Here is a 17666-nt window from a genome sequence, read left to right as displayed (position 1 = left end):
AATAAAAAAAGAAAGCAGCCCCGTTTAGGAGTTGCTTTCTTCATGTTCATCCACATTTGATATGGGTTCACCAACTAGAATTCTTTCTGTAAAAGCTCGATATTGTCTTCCAAACTGCTGTCCAAGCTTACGCCTACCTTCTGCAGTTTGTTTTCGTAATATGTCTTCACATCTTCCCATTTATAGTACGGATAGGTCTTTGTTTCAATCGGGAAGGCAATCTCTTCTTCATTTCTAAGCATTTTTACGAGAATATCCTTACCATTGGAATACAGAATCCATTGGATATTTGCCCCCATCGGTGAGATAACCGAGCCATTCCAGTTTTGGATCACGTCCTGCGGTTTATCATTACTCACATTAGCTCCGGCGATATCCAGGAATGAAGATAGTGGAATGATGGTTTCTGCATGAGCAAAACGAAATATACCAGCCGTGTCTTTCTGCTGAATGGACTGTTCGGTAGACACGATCAACTCTTTGACCAGAGGTGCAATGATATTCTGCGGCAGATCTGTTGACGTTAAAGATGGACCTTTTTCATAAAAGTCATTGATATTATCAACGCTCTCGTACCAACTTAACTGATTGGTCGTAAAATACCGCCCGAATTCAAAGTCACCTTCTCCTTTAATATTCGAAGAGATGATGTAGAGTTCATATAGATTAGAAGCAGCCTCGGTTGGGTTGCTGAGCTTCACTTTTCCTTTCTCATCCTTCAATTCAAACTCTCCAGAATTCAATCTCTCATAAAAGTCTTCAGAGAAAAATTGCAGAAGGACCTCTTTTGCATAACGCGTTCCCGTGCTCTGTGTGACATAATCCTCGTATAACTTAACCCAGTCTCCATCTTCTACGTACTCGTTATACTTCGTAGCTAGGTCGTAGGGCCGTAGATAGGGGTCTTTCCCTTCTTCAAAGGCTGAAGCGAGAATGTCTACCTTGTTATCTCCCAAGCTTTCCTCTAACCCGTCAATAAACTGATCTCTGCTCTGGGGCGTTCGATCTTTGAAGGTCGCTTGAGCGATTACTTTTTTATCTGATGTAAATAGTTCTCTGAAATTCTGCCCAACTCTGGTTCCTATTCCTTTCAGTTCTTCTCCACCCGTAGTGGATAACAATCCATAATGGTCTTTTTCAACCTTCATCAGTTTGCCAATTTCCTTCTTCAACTCTTTGCCGAGATTGGTAGCCTGCCCATCCTTCTCAGCGATGTCAAGCAGTTCAAAGAGCGTCTTGTCGTATTTGGAACTGGATAGATGTCTGGAACCGTGTCTCCCTATGTAGTTAATAAATACGGGTTCATATCCATTAGGAGCTTTTGTATAACTTGTTGCCTTAAAAGGATATGGCGTTTTGGTGCCGCGGTATCCCTGCTGATCGTTCATTTTTGCTCCAACAAATACCGATTGGGTGTTGTTATCCCAGTCTACATCTTGCCCCAGGGCCTCTCCAACAGCTCTTGCCGGTACATAAGTAACTCCATTGTAGAGAAACGACTCTCCTTCCACCCTTTGTCCGTTCACGACCACATTAGCCGATTGTTCGGAAACTTCGATCATGCGTTTGGAGCCTGCACCATATACGTCAAACACACTTACAGACGTTAACATGGCGAGTGATGCTACTGAAATCCCGATTTTTTTGATCATCATATTGAATTTTTTTCTCCCTTGATATGCTCGTATTAGTTTTATTTTCGCTCATCATACTATAGGTGAGAAGTGTCTGCGCAGTATCCATCCTATGTTAATTGATTGTAAAAGAATACATATAAAAATTGACGTAAAGTCTCATACACAAAAAGAGCCGCATTATTTAGCGACTCTGACTTTTCATTATAAAAAGCTATCTTCTCTGCCATACAATAAACAAATAATTGCTATTTATCCCGCATTACAGCGGTTTTCTATATATTTTTATATCTACTCCGGACTCCGTCGGATGACCTTCTCCAACAAGTGTCTCACGATTCAAGAAGGATAAGGCTTTGCTGTCTGTAATCATCTTGGGGGAAGTACGAAATAAAGCAGTTTTCAGCGTTTTATCGATGATTCCGTTATTTTCGATATAAATTTTGCATGTATGCCCTGTGTAGTCCTTGCCTTGGAGCATGTATCTTGCCGATAGAGTATGCGGACCACCATTCTTCCCGATGATCTGCGTATCCACTCCTCCACCCAGCACGATTCCTTCAAAGTACTTTCCGGTTACGCTGCCTGTAAAAGTAATCATGACAACCGAATCATCTTCGCTATTCTGTAAATCAAATGACTTCTCAATGTTCACATGTACCGTAAACAATTCTTCTAAATTCACGTATTCTCACCTCCATATATGGACAATTATAACTCTACTCATTAGACTGCTTCACTAAAAAAAAGATTTACATATTTCCTTCAAATCATTTAAAATGGTTTACACGATGTAAAGGTTAACAAGTTGTAAATGAAGGGGTTAATGACGTACATGAGTACATTACCAAAATCAGTTCGATTTCCACTGTTCATTCTGATGTTAAATCTGTTTATCGCTTTATTGGGGCAAGGGATGCTCATCCCCATATTGCCTGAGTATTTGAAGCTTTTTCATGCGGGAGGCACAGTAGCAGGATTTTTAGTTGCCGCCTTCGGTGCCGCTCAATTCTTCTTTTCACCTCTCGGGGGACAACTGTCTGATCGATTTGGACGCAAAAAGTTGATCATCGCAGGTATGTTTCTGTCTGTCATTTCAGATATCATATTTGCGCTGTCGACGTCATTACCGTTCCTCTATGTCGCACGGTTTATCGGTGGAATCAGTCTTGGTTTAATGGTTCCTGCCAACCTCGCATATGTCGCCGATATTACAACGCCAGAGACACGTGCGAAAGGCATGGGTTATTTCGGTGCAGCTATGAACTTGGGAATGGTTCTGGGACCTGGTCTGGGCGGTCTCATCGCCGAGATGGGCATTCGCATGCCCTATTTCTTCGCAGCGGGTCTGGGACTGATTGCGGCCCTAATGACGCTGCTATTGCCCGAGACACTTCCCCCGGAGAAAAGAACGGTCTCCATCCGTCTTCAAAAAGGAGATCACTTGGGCAAAAAAATCTGGAGTTCTTTTAAAGTCCCCTATTTCAAATATTTGATTGTGTTGCTTGTCATGACCTTTGGCCTCATGAGTTATGAGACGGTATTCGCTCTTTTTGCAGAGCAAAAATACGGATTTGACGCTGCAACAATCTCCATCATTATTACCTTGGGCGCGATTATCGGTATCGTTGTGCAGATCTGGCTTTTGGATTGGTTCGTACAGAGAATCGGTGAAATTAAGTTGATCCGTCTCTCCTTGATAATCACACCTATAGCTTTATTGTTAATGTTAATTAAGGTCAACCTTGTGTTTCTGTTGTTCGCTTCTGCGTTATTCTTTGCCTTTAATTCGTTTTTGCGACCTTCGGTCAGCACGTTAATATCCAAGAATGCAGGAGATCGGCAAGGTTATGCATCCGGTCTGAACACCACATTTTCCAGTCTCGGAACGGTGATTGGGCCGCTGATCGCAGGACTATTGTTTGACAAAAACATAAACTTCCCGTATATTTTTGGTGCAATTATGCTGCTCGCTTCTCTCGGACTGACCTTGAACGCATTTCGTTCGAAGAAAGGACAATTGTATACAAGTGAATGAAAACTGGCATCAACAATTGGGAAATAAACATCGTGATGATTTGATTGCAGCAGGTAAGGAGCTTTTTTTGAAATATGGATTGCTCCAGGTGAAGATTACGGATGTATGTACGAAAGCTGAACTTAGTAGAGTGACCTTTTATAAACATTTTCAGTCTATGGATGAGCTTCTTCTAGCCATTCAGATGCAACTGATCGAACATTTAACAAATGAGATTAGTCGTACATCAACGAAGGACATGAACGGGCGAGAACAACTCAAGGTCATGTTGAATGCATGGGTTGTGTTTGCCCAGGATCATCCAGACTACATCCGATTTATTCAATTATTTGATATCAACTATGAGATGTATGATTTTAGTCCTGAATTAAGAGAAAAGTATGATAAGTTCAACCAGCACGGGAAAGAAGACCATTTCCTCTTGCATGCTTTAACTACAGGCGTTGCTGACGGCAGTATCAAGAATCCGTCCCCCCCACTCGAGCTTGCTCAATTCATCTTCACAACGATGATGGGTATGCTACAGAGGATCGTTAAGATCGATCCGTCCAAATCCGATGAAATGGATACACGGATCAGGGAGCAGTTTGTGAAGATGCTGCTCCATTTTGTCTGTAGCGAGGAAATACATGAGTGACGGCATATCCAGAAAGTGCAAAAGACTGATTCCAGCAGATGGATCAGTCTTTTGCATCTTTTCTGCCTTCGGGTTGGTGCACTCAAGAGTAAACGAACTTATGTACATACCAAAAAAACCGCTATGACAGCGGCTTTATATGGGATATGCTATTGCACTCTATATTAGTAAATTTAAACTTCGGCATGTAGTTGCAGGATTTGTTCGCCGATAATTACTTTTTTATATTCGTTTTTTTCAATCTGAGAGTAGTTCGAACTATTCGTAATAATTATCGGTGTAGTTACTTCATATCCACTCTGCTTTATCATGTTTAAATCAAATTCAATAAGTAAATCTCCAGCTTTTATCTGTTGTCCTACATGAACCAGAACATTGAAATGCTCTCCTTTAAGCTTAACCGTATCTATCCCAACATGAATTAATATTTCTGCGCCATTCTTACTATTGATAAATAATGAATGTTTGGATTTAGGCGTATTCATAATAACACCATCTACTGGTGATAAAACCTTTCCTTCCATGGGTTCAATAGCGATTCCATCCCCCATAGCCCCCATAGCAAAAGCAGGATCTTTTACATCACTCAATGGAATTAATTGCCCGATCATAGGACTAAGCAGTATTTCGTCAGAAATAGATGGTTGAACTTCATCTGCAACAACTGTTGTACTTTGTTGCTCTTGTGGTTGTTTCTCAGTTCTAAATAATGCACTCATTTTCTTAAACAAAAGCCATTCCTCCTGTTTCACTTCGTACCCCATGTTAATAATTTAATAACTTATACTTGTAATCTCAACATGGGGTTTATCCGATTTTTTGGACTGAAGTAACCGATTACATATCATATTTTAGTTACTTTTTCATAACAAAGATTGCATTTTACCTACTAATTACTCCTACAATCTTGATGATGTTAATTTCTCTAAGACTTGATGGTTAATTTAGAGCAATTACTTATATACATACAACCTAATGATTAGAAAATATAGTTCTCAATACATTCGCTCCAACGTAATACAGAGTATCTGTTGAGGCTCAATCTTAATATCCATTTCCAGAGTTCCCCCACGAGCCTGGATATGTCTCAAGTAAGTTACCGGGGTACTCCGGACTTTTAAGTAATCTATAGTCTCCATGTCGAATGAATTCAGACTGGTCATCTTTAAAGCCTCATCTAACGCATTTCCATCGTTGAAGCTTATTTTTTTTACGACAGCTCTGTAGTTACGGCAGTCTGCAGGCAGGTTATATAGTTGTAATATCATATTTTTGGATGCAGGATTGTGAAAGATGAATTTGTTACTGTTCATATCGTATTTTTCGAACGAGCTAAAATATGATGGGTCTACCGGAGCGTATAAATAAGCCAAAATTGTAATATCCTCATCTTCGTTTTTGGTGATGAACAAGGATGAATCCCGAAAAAGCAATGTATTTCCAAGTTTGTTCAGGAATTCATAGGCATAAAAGCCGATTTTGGGAATGCCACTCACGGTTAGAAGTCCGGGACCACCACTAAACTCAATGGTTTCCTCCGCAATTTCATTTGGGTAAGCAAAATCTGACACCAACCAATATCCAATGCCTTTGTAGAGGTCAGTGAGACCCAGATGTTGGTGAAATATATATAATCCTTTGAATGCCATATCGTTCAACTGATCGCGACTCGATGACGTAATGTTGAATTCGGTGAGATAGAGGTCTGGTACGTTCAGATTATCCTCCAGATACGTAATCAGGCTTTGGGTCATCATCAATAAATAGTTTTCTTTGGTTGACTTGACGATTGCAGATTTACCGTTAGTGGTACTGTTCTTTTTGGAATACGGCAGTGCGGAAATTCCACAGAAGTCTGGTTCGATACCCTCATGCACAAGATGAGCCAGAAAGCCATGCTGATGAGTCTCCTTATTCTCTAACACAATGCCTCCGATCCCAACCTGTAAACCGGGTTCCACCTTTTTGAGTAATTTCCGTACTTCATCGTAGTACTTAACAAATTCTTCATCCAGGGATAAGTCATAACTGCGAAGTTTTCCCTTGAAACGTTCACAACCATGATTAATACCCGTCTCATAATGCCATGGGCTAGGTCTGACCACTTCGATTTTCCATTGGACCAACGCTGATTTTCCGTATTGATTAAGTAACAGACGGAACAATTCTTGAATTTCCTTTAGCCAGTTTTCCAAGGAGTATGTTCTATGGTTATGACCAACACTCGTAACGACTTCGGCAGCTTCGGGAGGATTAAGCACAATAAACGGCTTCCAGCCTCTGGCCACAAGCTTTCCGATCGCTTTTGCAACCAGTGCGTAATCAGGAGTATTTCCTTCTACGCGAAGCATGTTTCTGTTCAGGAGTCCACTTACTCTTGAGAATTCAAATATCTTGTACTTTTCAAATACAGCAAGTTGATCGTTCAACTCAGTCATCAGCAGTTTTGAAGCTTGTCCTACATTCAAGATTGCGGACGAGATCCTTATATCTTCGCTATTCTGAGCTTCTATTCGAATTTTACGCTTCTTCTCCTGATTCACATGCTGCAGAACGGCTTCTAATTCTTTTTGATCGCATTCCTCTGATTCAATATTCCGAATAACCGGATTAGGCGTCTTCGTTTTACGGAATGTGCTCGGACTTATGCCATGTTTCTTTTTGAAAAGTCTGTTGAAGGAATTGATATTCGTAAACCCCGCCTCGTATCCAATAGAGGTTACCGGATCGTTTGTCTCGAGCAGTTGTCTTTCCACGTTGCGCATTCGATGCCCCAGCAGATAGTCGCTTAACGATTGTCCAACGATTTCAGAGAATATTCGTGACAAATACTGTTCTGATACGAAGAACTTCTTGGCGATTTCCTTCAACTTGATATCTTTCTCGAAGTTGTTACCCAGGTAGAATTTAATCTCTTCAATTCGGCTGCGCATATTTTTATTACTGCGAATGGGAACTTCCTTATAATACTTTCTCTCCAGCAAGCTCAACATTGAGAAGTAGAGGTTAAATACCTCGACGTCAGACATGCTGTTTTTCTCCAAGTAAAATCCGGACAGTAGCTTATTGGCAAGATGACTCATCTCCTCGTCACTACCATTCCCGCCTTTTCTCGAATCGCCACGAAACTCGAACTGGTATCCGTTGTCTCCCTGATTCTTATCATAGTTATAATAGAGTGCGATATCGTAGGAAAGAGTCTGTGTTGACGTCAACTGAAAGGAGTCGGATCTCGGTAAAATATAAAACCCTGGCGACTCGACCTTGATCGATTCCTCTTCACTTTCAACTTCGATAGAGCCCTTCAACACATAAAGGATATGAACTTTCCCATCAAAATTATGGATGCTGCTTCCAGGGATGATTTGTTGAATCGCGATATTTTCCCACGGGTTTACAAGTTTCATAACAAGCCTCCAAAAAAGCCATAAACGCAAAAACATTTCGCGTTCATGGCTACCTTTAATTCTTCTTTAGATTCATTTAGTAATTATACCCACCATACTCAAGTGGTTGTTTGTTATCTAACTACCAAGATGCCATGTTTCTAACAATACGTCAATTTTTCAGCGTTTCCATACCTATGCCAGGCGAAAACCATTCATTAGAATTGCTACAACAGGTTTGCCGGCGGCTTTCATCTTGCAAATCTGATACAGGATACGAGACTTTCGTCTAGTCTTTCCGATACTTTTCCCCGTCTGGCATCTCCTGATACATTCATCTTAGATGCAAAATATCGTTTGTTTCTTTTCTTTGGATCAGAGACCATACATCAAAGAGGCCACTCGTTAGACGAGCCGACCTCATGAGATTTAGTTACAGAACCTTACTTACAAGTTTTCACCGTTTGACCTAACAACCTCTTGGTACCAGTCGAAAGATTTCTTTTTGAAGCGGTCACCCGTTCCTTGCCCTTTATCATCCAGATCGACATAGACCAAGCCATATCGCTTGCTCATTTCTCCGCTGCTGGCACTAACGATATCTATCGTCCCCCACGTGGTATAGCCTATGATATCGACTCCGTCGGACATGGCGTCTTGCATTGCCTTGATATGGGAACGGAAATAGGCAATACGGTAATCGTCTTCCAGATAGTTATTCTCGTCCGGAGTTTCTCTAACTGCGAAACCATTCTCGACAATAAAGAGCGGCTGGTCATATCGGTCATACAGCTCATTCAACGTGATTCTAAATCCTGTCGGATCGATCTGCCAGCCCCATTCGTTAGCCTCCAGATATGGGTTTTTCAATGTACCATTAATGTTGCCGCCAGTCTTCTCTTTGTCTTCTTTATCCGAGGATACGAGCCGCGTAGAATAGTAGCTCAACGCTACGAAATCACTGGTATATTTACGCAGAATGTCCATTTCTTCTTCAGTAGCTTTCAAATCGATCTCGTTTCTTCTAAAGTAACTCAGCATATAGTCGGAATATTTCCCTTTGGCTTGTACGTCTACTAGTGAGAACTCATTCTGATCCGCTTGATAAGCTGCCCAGACATCCTCTGGGTTACATGTGTAGGCATAGTTCTTACCTGCTCCGATCATGCATCCGATCTCAAAATCAGGATTGATCTCATGTCCAACCTTTGTAGCGAGTGCTCCAGATACAAGCTGATTGTGAGCGGCTTGGAATTTGGCTTCCAGAATGTTCTCTTCCTTATTAGGATCGATCAAACCACCAACTGCTGGAATACCCAGGACCATATTGATTTCATTGAATGTGATCCAATACTTGACGTGATTTTTATATCTTCGGAATACCGTTTCACAATAGGTGACGAAGTAATCAATGACCTTCTTGTTTTTCCAACCGCCTTTGTGAATCAGAGCAAGCGGAGTATCGAAGTGGTTTAATGTAACTACAGGAGTGATTCCATACTTCGCACATTCTGCGAATAATCGATCGTAGAAAGCCAACCCTTCTTCATTTGGCTCAGGATCGTCCCCGTTCGGGAAAATTCTAGCCCAGTTAATTGAAGTACGAAGAAAATTAATCCCCAGCTCCGCCAGCAACTTGATATCTTCCGGGTAACGATGATAGAAATCGATCGCGTTATGACTTGGATAGTAATCGTATTTTGTGTTCATCGCCTTTTCGATATTATAGATCGCATCCCAACGACCTTCGCTGATTGCGGGGAAAAGATCAGCTAGCGTGAGACCCTTTCCACCTTCGAGATAGCCGCCCTCACTCTGAGTCGCACACATCGCTGCACCCCATAAAAAATCTTTTTTCATCATGGTTTCTCTCTCCCTATTGAATCTATTTGTTTGAAATATTATCTTTTTTACCACGATACATCAGTAATGTAAGAGCAAAAGGTATAACGAATGACAGGATCATAACAACCAGTACAACGATAAACCCTACCTGTGTTCCAGTGTTTTGAGTATCAATAAATCCTGGCAGAGCGAAGATTCCACTCGGCGTTAGTTGCAAAAGTTTGGCTCCGAAATATCCAATGGCTCCCCCACCAATACCGGAAACAATACAAACCATCGTTAAAATCTTTCTCTCAGCAAGCAGGAAGCCATACAAGGCTGGTTCAATGACTCCCATAAGCCCCGAGTTAAATCCGGCGGAATAAGCAAGTCCTTTTTGCTTTTTGTTGGTATTTTTCATGCCCATAGCCACAATTGCACCAGCAATCGCAAACGAATGACCTGTAATCATTGGGAAGATGACATCATAACCGTTAGTGAAGAAGTTCGTCAGGGCGATCGGTACAATAGCACCATGCAAACCCACAGCAACCATTGGAATCCACAATCCACCTAAAAGCGCGCTAATTAATGTTGGACTCAAGCCGTACACACTGAGAATACTTTTAGCGATCATCTGGCTTAACAGCATGGCTAGTGGTCCAATTACAATCAATGTAACTGGAATAGAGATTAACAGAACCACCAGTGGAACTCCGAAGCTTGAGATAACCGAAGGTATATATTTTTTAGCTACATGCTCGACCTTGGAAGCAAAATACACGGCCAGAATTGCAGGAATAATTGTCGCTGAATAACTGGCTAACAAAACAGGGATTCCCGCAAATGTCGTATAAACGGGGGCTTCCAGTAGAGAGCCTGACATTAGTACGCTGATCGGGTCAGCCTTAAGCAATTCTGCCAGTGTTGGATAGAATAATGCTGCACCGATCGCCATACCCACCAGTTCGTTCATTTTGAAACGTTTAGCTGCGGAGAAGCCAACAAAGACTGGCATAAAGTAGAAGATTACGTCCGCGACGACATAGAGTACTTTGTAAGTTCCACTCGAATCCATAATCCATCCTAGTGACAGGAACAACGCCAAGAATCCTTTGACAATACCAGTTGCTGCCATAACTCCAATCAAAGGTCCCATAATGCTGATGACCGTCTCCAGCAGTTTACTGATCGGATTTTTCCTTTTTGCAGGTTTAACTTCATCTGATTGCTTTTCCTGCGGCGTGGATGTTACTTCTTCGTCGTCTCCGGAATCACTGTTAAATGAATAAAGACGCTGTATGTCATCAAAGACCTTTGATACTTGACTACCGATGACGACGTGATACTGACCAGTTGCCTCCAAGGCCTGAATCACCCCGTCTAGCTCCATCAATTTGTTTTTGTTTGCCTTGTCCGGGTCCTTCAAAACGAATCTTAACCGTGTTGCACAGTGCATCAAAGAAGTTACATTCTTCTCTCCACCAATGTTTTTCACGATTTGTTTGGACAGTTCTTTATAATCCATATCACTTCACCTCTAGTCGGTTATTAACCACAGCATTTTTTGAACGTTCGTTTTCAAATAAGCGGTTACATTCGTTATTTTATTGACTTCTGGTGTATATAGATTGCTTAAATCATACCTCCTATACGTACAATTATGATGAGAATATGTATTCGCTTTCAATTGCGGTTAAAATTGAGCAATCTTTTTTTAACATCAGGGGTGCAATACGTTCTAGTATGCCATCTGAGATCGGGTCAAGTTCTTCTACCTAAGAATAATGACCTGTAAATCAAAAAAAAAGCCGCTATAAAAGCGACTTTAAGGGAGTTTTTTCGAGACAACCCAGTTTCTCTTTTTCACTGGGTTACATTAATGTTCTATAAAGTATCATTTAATCCGTTAGTACCGGCAACTGTCCTCCAGCTTTCAGTTGACCAAGCAATACTTTGATCCCGGCAGACGTATTTGGCTCCTGCTTTCCATACACAGCAAGCCCTGAGCGCACGTTCTGTAAATAGATCATCTCGTAAGGGTTACCGAGTGAGAACAGCGTATATCGCTGATTACTCTTGTTCATCGCATTAATCAAGGTTTGATAATCACCCCAACCGAACTGGCTGGCCACATTGCGGAACTGGTAAGAAGCAAGAATGACATAATTGGCTTTGCCAATTGCTTGGAGCGTTTCATTCATGTTGCCTTGACCAACAAGTACAATTTCAGTTTTTAACGACAGATTATTAGCGGCCTGCAACAGTTGCTTCTCAAGCTGTTTCGCCTGTTCCTGCTCGGCTGCGACAATAACGACCCGGTCGCCTTGCTTCATTGGATCAGGAAGCACACCTTCGCGACTGCTGAGTACAGTGACCGCCCGCTCTGCGATTGTCTGCTCCACTGCTCGGTGCGCCTTCGATCCGATGATACCGTTAAGTTTAGTTAGCTTTTGCGCGAGAGTTTGACTGCGTTCAAATAAACCATATTTCGCTTTCATCTCCAAGATTCGTTTCACAGATGCATGTATGGTTTCATCCTTGATCGTTCCATTGTTCACCGCGTTCACCAGCGTTTGATGGGCCGCTGCTGAATCTTTTGGCATAAGGATGATATCAACACCTGCGGAAACGGCGCGTTCTACTGATTGATTCTCCCCAAAATGCTCCGCAATTGCATTCATGGTAAAGGCATCCGACACGATGAGTCCTTTGTATTCCAACTCTCCTCGAAGAAGTCCTGTCAGTACCTTTTTCGATAAGGTGGCAGGAATCGGCACACGTTCACCGTCTTTGAGCGAAGTGACATGCTCGTTGTCTATGGCAGGGAAAGCAATATGCGCGGTCATAATCATCTCTACACCATCTTTGATTGCAGCCCGAAACGGTTTTAATTCTACCGCATCAAGCCGTTCTCGGTTATGGGCAAGCACAGGCATACCAAGATGGGAATCTACCGTTGTATCTCCATGTCCCGGAAAATGCTTAACTGCCGCCATCACCCCTGATTGCTGTAGCCCTTTTATCGTTGCCAGACCAAGCCTTGTCACCAAATCCGCATCCGAGCCAAACGAACGTATACCAATGATGGGGTTATCTGGATTACTGTTGATGTCCAGCACTGGCGCAAAATTGATCTGCAATCCAAATGCCTTCAGCTCCTCCCCTGTCAGCTGACCAGCTGCTTCGGCTAGCGTTGCATCTCCAGTTGCGCCAAGCGCCATCTGCCCGGGAAGGTTCGTGCCTCCTGGTATTCGCTTAATAACGCCTCCTTCTTGGTCGATGCTAAGAAATAGAGGAATGTCACCTGCTTCTCTTTGGATATCATGTGTGAACGTTGTAAGCTGCGTCATGTCTACAATATTTTTGTCAAAAAGAATAAGTCCGCCCAAGTCCTGATCATGGATCGTGCGTTTCAGCCCCTCATTAACGGTCGTTGTCGCTTTACCATTCCATTGCCTAATGTCGGGCATAAGCATCTGACCAACTTGCTCGCTTACCGTCATATAGGATATCAGCTTATCCCAATCTTGTGTCCGAATGGCCACTTCACGTTCGAAGCGAATTACTCTCGCCATAAATACGGCATATTCAGCGCGCGTGACAGCTTGATTCGGACGGAAGGTGGCATCTGAATAACCGCCGACCAAGCCGTTTGAACTCATAATAAGAATGGGTGCTGCTGCCCAATGCCTGTCCGTATCTGTCCATTCTGCGGGGTTCTTACCTTCCGCCAGTGAATAAGCCCGTGTAAGGAAGGCCGCAGTCTCTGCGCGGCTAAGCGGTGCATCCGGACGGAAAGTTCCGTTAGGAAAACCACTTGCAAGTCCATTTTTAGCAGCTATCATGATTTCTCGATGGAAAGGGTGTGTAGTTGGAACATCCGAATAGGTTGTGCCTTCCACTGCTCTTTGAAGCTGATCTGGATAAAGCTCGCGCATCATAAAAGTGACAGCTTGTGCCCTTGTCACAAGTGCCTCTGGCTTAAAGATCCCATTGCCATATCCGGCTACTGTTCCCCGTTTCGCCATATACGTGATGCCATCCTCTGCCCACTTTGAATACTTTAGATCAACAAACGTTTCTTCCGCAGCTGCCGTTCCCACCCCTATAAGCATAGAGCCGACAACGGCACCAATAATCGTCATCCATTTTACATGCATTTGTTTCACTCCTGTTGTATTCTATGGATGAATAGACGCTACTACGGTACAGTTTGTTGCGTTTTCATACTTCTATGAAATTATATTCAGGTAATTGACTATCCCTTCACGCCTCCAATTGTCATGCCCTGTACAAAGTATTTCTGTAAGAACGGATACACCATCAGAATAGGAACACTTGCAATAATGGTCATGGTCGCCCGAATCGAAGTTGGTGTGACCGCCGTTGCATTACTCTCGGCAGACTGATAAGCATCACTTGCTGATGATGTCGCTGAGGTCGTCGAAGTTTGTAGAATCTTCATCAACTCATATTGCAATGTGCTTAATTCTTTATTGGAAGAGTTGTACAAGAATACATCGAACCAGGAATTCCATTGTCCCACGGCTACAAAGAGTGATACGGTTGCCATTGCGGGAATCGTTAGCGGCAGGACAACGCGGATAAATGTCGTGAACTCCCCTGCCCCGTCAATACGGGCTGACTCCAGAATGCCTTCAGGAAGACCTTCAATAAATGAACGGATGACAATCATATTGAAGACACCGATTACACCCGGAATGATATATACCCAGAAGGAACCAATCAATCCAAGGTCTCGAATCAGCAGATAACCGGGGATCAACCCCCCGCTGAAGTACATGGTGAAGACAAAAAACATCGTAACAAACTTGCGAAGCACAAATTCCTGACGACTAACCGTATACGCGAGCATGGCTGTACAGAAGACGGACACCACGGTTCCAATGACCGTACGCAGCGCCGAGATCAGAGTTGCGTGATAGATATCGGATTCGCCAAAAATGTATTTGTAGTTGTCCAGTGTCCATACACGAGGCCATAGATATATTCCACCCCGAATGGCATCATTTGCATTATTGAAGGATACAGCAATCATATTAACAAAGGGATAAATCGTCACAATCATCAGACATACCATGAAGACGATGTTAATGGTGTCAAACGCTCGATCCCCGGTGCTGCTATTCCGAAAGCGGGATGTGTTTCCTTTACGCATGGCTTAGGCCTCCTTTTAGAATAGTCTGCTCTCTCCCATTTTTTTTGCTATATAGTTCGCGGAGAAAAGGAAGATGAAGCTGACCACAGTTTTGAATATGCCGGCTGCTGTACCTAAGGAAAAGTTCCCCATCCCTAATCCATATTTCAATACAAAGATGTCCAGATTCTCCGAATAGTCCATATTCATCCCGTTACCCAGCAGATATTGGGGTTCGAATCCGGATTCAAGAATACTTCCCATGTTCATGATCAACAAGATCACAATAACCGGTTTCAAGCCAGGCAGGGTGATATATAACATCCGTTTGAAGCGACTGGCTCCATCAATCTCGGCAGCCTCATATTGCGCCGGATCAATTGCCGTAATCGCTGCCAGATAGATAATGGTGTTCCAACCGACATCTTTCCAGACCTCAGTTGCCCCTAGAATACCCCAGAAGTATTCACCTTTCCCCATCCATAATACCGGACTGTCAATCAGGTGAAGCTTCATCAGCAGCAGATTGATAATTCCGTCTGGTGACAGGACTGTTAATACAATGCTGGAAGCAACAACCCACGAGATAAAGTGAGGCAGATAACTGACGGTTTGCACAAAACGCTTAAATATGACATTTTTCAGCTCATTCAACAAGAGGGCCAGTGTAATTGCTGTCACAAATCCCAACACCAGTTTAATGGAACTCATAACGAGTGTATTTCGCAGCACCCGGTAGAAGGTATTGTCCTCAAACAAGATACTAAAATGATGCCAGCCGACCCACTGCTGATCGGAGAAGGACCTCGCCGGTTTGAAATTCTGAAAAGCCATGGTCCATCCCCATAACGGCAGGTACTTGAAGATAAAAGCCCAGATGACAAAAGGAATACACATCCAGGCAAGTGTTCGTTGCTGCACAAGTCGCTTAAAGAACGAGTGTGCTCTGGTTCCCTTCGGACTCGAGACTGGAGGCATCGAGTTAAGGGAGACATTAGGTTTCTCCACGGTGAACCTGCTCCTTTCCTGTGCTGTTATTCATGCGAGGAGAAGCCGGAGTTATGCTCTTTCGTCTTCTCCTGCGCATGTAACAGTTTGTTTTAAAGAGGTTGTTCAAAAAGTCCGCTTTTGATTACGAAAGACGCCTTGCGGCATCATCAGCATCGAATATGGAATTCAGCCGAAATGTCCGTTGCTCACGTAGTTTTCCCTACGCTCCGCTACTCCATTTCTAGCTTCATCCCATCTTCTTGGTACTGAAAACCGGTCTTATTGAACATGCACTTAAAGTGTTCGTATTACCATTTTCCTGCTACACGATCCTTCACAACTTTGGTAATGGTCGCTTCATAACCAGCTTTGTCCAATTTGTTCAATTCAGCCATGTAGGCATCCCACAGCTTATCAAAATTCGATGGTGCTCCCAAGATTATTTCCGGTAAGTATTTACGTTGCAGATCATCCGATTTGGTGGTGAAGATCTGTTCAGGTGATCCTTGCTCAAGGGCGATGGACCATGCGGGGAACCATGGCCGCTCTTCCGGTTTGTTAAATAATTCACTAAAGGTTTGGATACCGTAGGCTTCAAGGAAATTGTTGTCTCCCTCGGTGTAAGATGCAGCGGCTACTTCTGGCTGGTTGCCAGGGCTATAAGCATTACCATCGGTAAGTGTAGATTCACCGCCATATCGCGGCCAGTCTGATCCGAAGTAAGTGAACCCGAATTTACGGCTCAGCTCCAGATCATCATGGGCTTTGCGTTGATCCTCATTTGCAAAATAAAATCTGCCCTTATCATCCACACTGTACGTCTCGTCCTTGATTCCCCATTGCACCAGAACCTGATTCTCTTCCTTCAGCAAATTATCGAAATATTTAATGATACGAACAGGGTCTTTGGCATTCACCGAGATGCCTGTTGCATAGTTGTTGACAAAGCCCGGAGGATCAACATACTGATCCTTAATTCCTTCATCAAACACAATCGGAAGTGGTGCATAACGTTTCTCATCAATGCCTGCCGAGAGCAGGTTTTTCGACGCGTCTCCAACCTGCCAGCCATAATTGAAGTATCCTAACACACGACCCGAAGTCAGCTTGGCCAAGTACTGGTCTTTGTTCATCGTAAAGGATTCCGGATCAAGCATGCCTTGAGCATTGATTTCATTTAACTTCTGAATCCATTTTTTCTGGGCATCTGTTCCGGCGACAACTTTTGCCTCATGGGTAGTCATGTCGACCATGACACTGCCATCGTTCGGATAACCGGCAAGATGCATCGCTGGATTTTGCAGTGTGAAGAAGTTATTAGCCACACCCGCAAGTGACACAAATCCGATTGTGTCTGCACCGTCGACAGTTGGATGTTTTTCCTTGTAATCCTGGATCAGATCAAAATATTCATCCAGTGTAGTGATCTTGGGATAATCAAACTCTTTGAGCACAGATCGTTGAATCCAGAAAGCTCCTCCGCCCACATTTGGACTACCTGAATACTCACCCTGATTAGCCGTATAAGGCAAAGCATAGATTTTTCCGTCTTCGGCATTTTTCATTTTATCGAAATATGGTCCATACACCCTTTTGATGTTAGGGCCGTATTCCTCAATCAGATCATCCAGCGGAATATAGGCCCCGGCATCCAGCAACTTGGACATCTCACCACTGGAGCTAATGACATCAGGATAGTCTCCACTGGCAATCATGACACCGGCTTTGGTAGCACTATCACCTACCAGATATTCCAACTTCCAGTCCACACCGGTCTGCTCTTGCAACGCTTTACCGATTGTTGTTTCGCTTGCCAGAGCATCCTTCTTGCCTGGAGAGAACATGTAATACGAGAACGTGACTGGACTGTTATCATCATCACCTGTGGCTGAAGGCGCTGATGACGAGTTGTTCTGACTGCACCCAGCCAGCAAAGCTGTTAGTAATATGGCTAAACCCGCTGTTCTAAATTTTGGTTTTAACATGTGAATATTCC

The 17666-nt window shown here is 43.2% G+C and carries 12 protein-coding genes; 2 read left to right on the top strand and 10 right to left on the bottom strand.

Features of this window, described 5'->3' with window-relative positions; genetic code table 11:
- Nucleotides 1-74: 74 nt before the first annotated feature.
- Nucleotides 75-1655, bottom strand: a complete 1581-nt coding sequence (locus tag AC4E8D_RS15675; protein ID WP_490206448.1) for a histidine-type phosphatase — start codon at nucleotides 1653-1655, stop codon at nucleotides 75-77.
- Between the two features lie 241 nt (nucleotides 1656-1896).
- Complete coding sequence (locus AC4E8D_RS15670; protein ID WP_237175352.1) at nucleotides 1897-2319, bottom strand: DUF3237 domain-containing protein; 423 nt, start codon at nucleotides 2317-2319, stop codon at nucleotides 1897-1899.
- A gap of 150 nt (nucleotides 2320-2469) precedes the next feature.
- Here AC4E8D_RS15670 and AC4E8D_RS15665 point away from each other — a divergent pair, with 150 nt between their 5' ends.
- Both AC4E8D_RS15665 and AC4E8D_RS15660 read left to right on the top strand, forming a co-directional pair.
- Nucleotides 2470-3672 carry an MFS transporter gene (locus tag AC4E8D_RS15665; RefSeq protein ID WP_405132337.1) on the top strand — a complete coding sequence of 401 codons (1203 nt, stop codon included), beginning with the start codon at nucleotides 2470-2472 and terminating at the stop codon, nucleotides 3670-3672.
- A gap of 16 nt (nucleotides 3673-3688) precedes the next feature.
- Entirely contained in the window at nucleotides 3689-4309 is a 621-nt protein-coding gene (locus AC4E8D_RS15660) for a TetR/AcrR family transcriptional regulator (RefSeq protein WP_490206447.1), read from the top strand.
- Between the two features lie 173 nt (nucleotides 4310-4482).
- On the opposite strand, the gene AC4E8D_RS15655 is transcribed toward AC4E8D_RS15660, so the two are convergent.
- From AC4E8D_RS15655 to AC4E8D_RS15620, 8 genes are all read right to left on the bottom strand, one after another.
- The gene (locus tag AC4E8D_RS15655; protein WP_076210790.1) at nucleotides 4483-5040 is read right to left on the bottom strand and encodes a PTS sugar transporter subunit IIA; all 558 of its coding nucleotides are present in this window, start codon (nucleotides 5038-5040) and stop codon (nucleotides 4483-4485) included.
- Between the two features lie 264 nt (nucleotides 5041-5304).
- Nucleotides 5305-7716 carry a helix-turn-helix domain-containing protein gene (locus AC4E8D_RS15650; RefSeq protein ID WP_076210792.1) on the bottom strand — a complete coding sequence of 804 codons (2412 nt, stop codon included), beginning with the start codon at nucleotides 7714-7716 and terminating at the stop codon, nucleotides 5305-5307.
- 426 nt (nucleotides 7717-8142) lie between these two features.
- Nucleotides 8143-9558 carry a glycoside hydrolase family 1 protein gene (locus AC4E8D_RS15645; protein ID WP_218639188.1) on the bottom strand — a complete coding sequence of 472 codons (1416 nt, stop codon included), beginning with the start codon at nucleotides 9556-9558 and terminating at the stop codon, nucleotides 8143-8145.
- Nucleotides 9559-9580: 22 nt separating this feature from the next.
- Nucleotides 9581-11047 (bottom strand): PTS transporter subunit EIIC, encoded by a 1467-nt coding sequence (locus AC4E8D_RS15640; protein ID WP_339308505.1) that lies wholly within the window; start codon nucleotides 11045-11047, stop codon nucleotides 9581-9583.
- Nucleotides 11048-11420: 373 nt separating this feature from the next.
- On the bottom strand, nucleotides 11421-13682 hold the full coding sequence (locus tag AC4E8D_RS15635) for a glycoside hydrolase family 3 N-terminal domain-containing protein (protein WP_490206446.1): 2262 nt from the start codon (nucleotides 13680-13682) through the stop codon (nucleotides 11421-11423).
- 98 nt (nucleotides 13683-13780) lie between these two features.
- A complete protein-coding gene (locus tag AC4E8D_RS15630; protein ID WP_076210798.1) occupies nucleotides 13781-14701 on the bottom strand; it encodes a carbohydrate ABC transporter permease in 921 nt (306 codons plus the stop codon).
- A 15-nt stretch (nucleotides 14702-14716) separates the two neighbouring features.
- On the bottom strand, nucleotides 14717-15658 hold the full coding sequence (locus AC4E8D_RS15625) for an ABC transporter permease (protein WP_490206488.1): 942 nt from the start codon (nucleotides 15656-15658) through the stop codon (nucleotides 14717-14719).
- A gap of 320 nt (nucleotides 15659-15978) precedes the next feature.
- Nucleotides 15979-17655 carry an ABC transporter substrate-binding protein gene (locus AC4E8D_RS15620; protein WP_490206445.1) on the bottom strand — a complete coding sequence of 559 codons (1677 nt, stop codon included), beginning with the start codon at nucleotides 17653-17655 and terminating at the stop codon, nucleotides 15979-15981.
- Nucleotides 17656-17666 lie beyond the last annotated feature (11 nt).

It is taken from the genome of Paenibacillus sp. SRL342 (assembly GCF_984798905.1).
The sequence above is the reverse complement of the archived record's forward strand: the minus strand, read 5'-3'. Positions and strand labels throughout refer to the sequence as shown.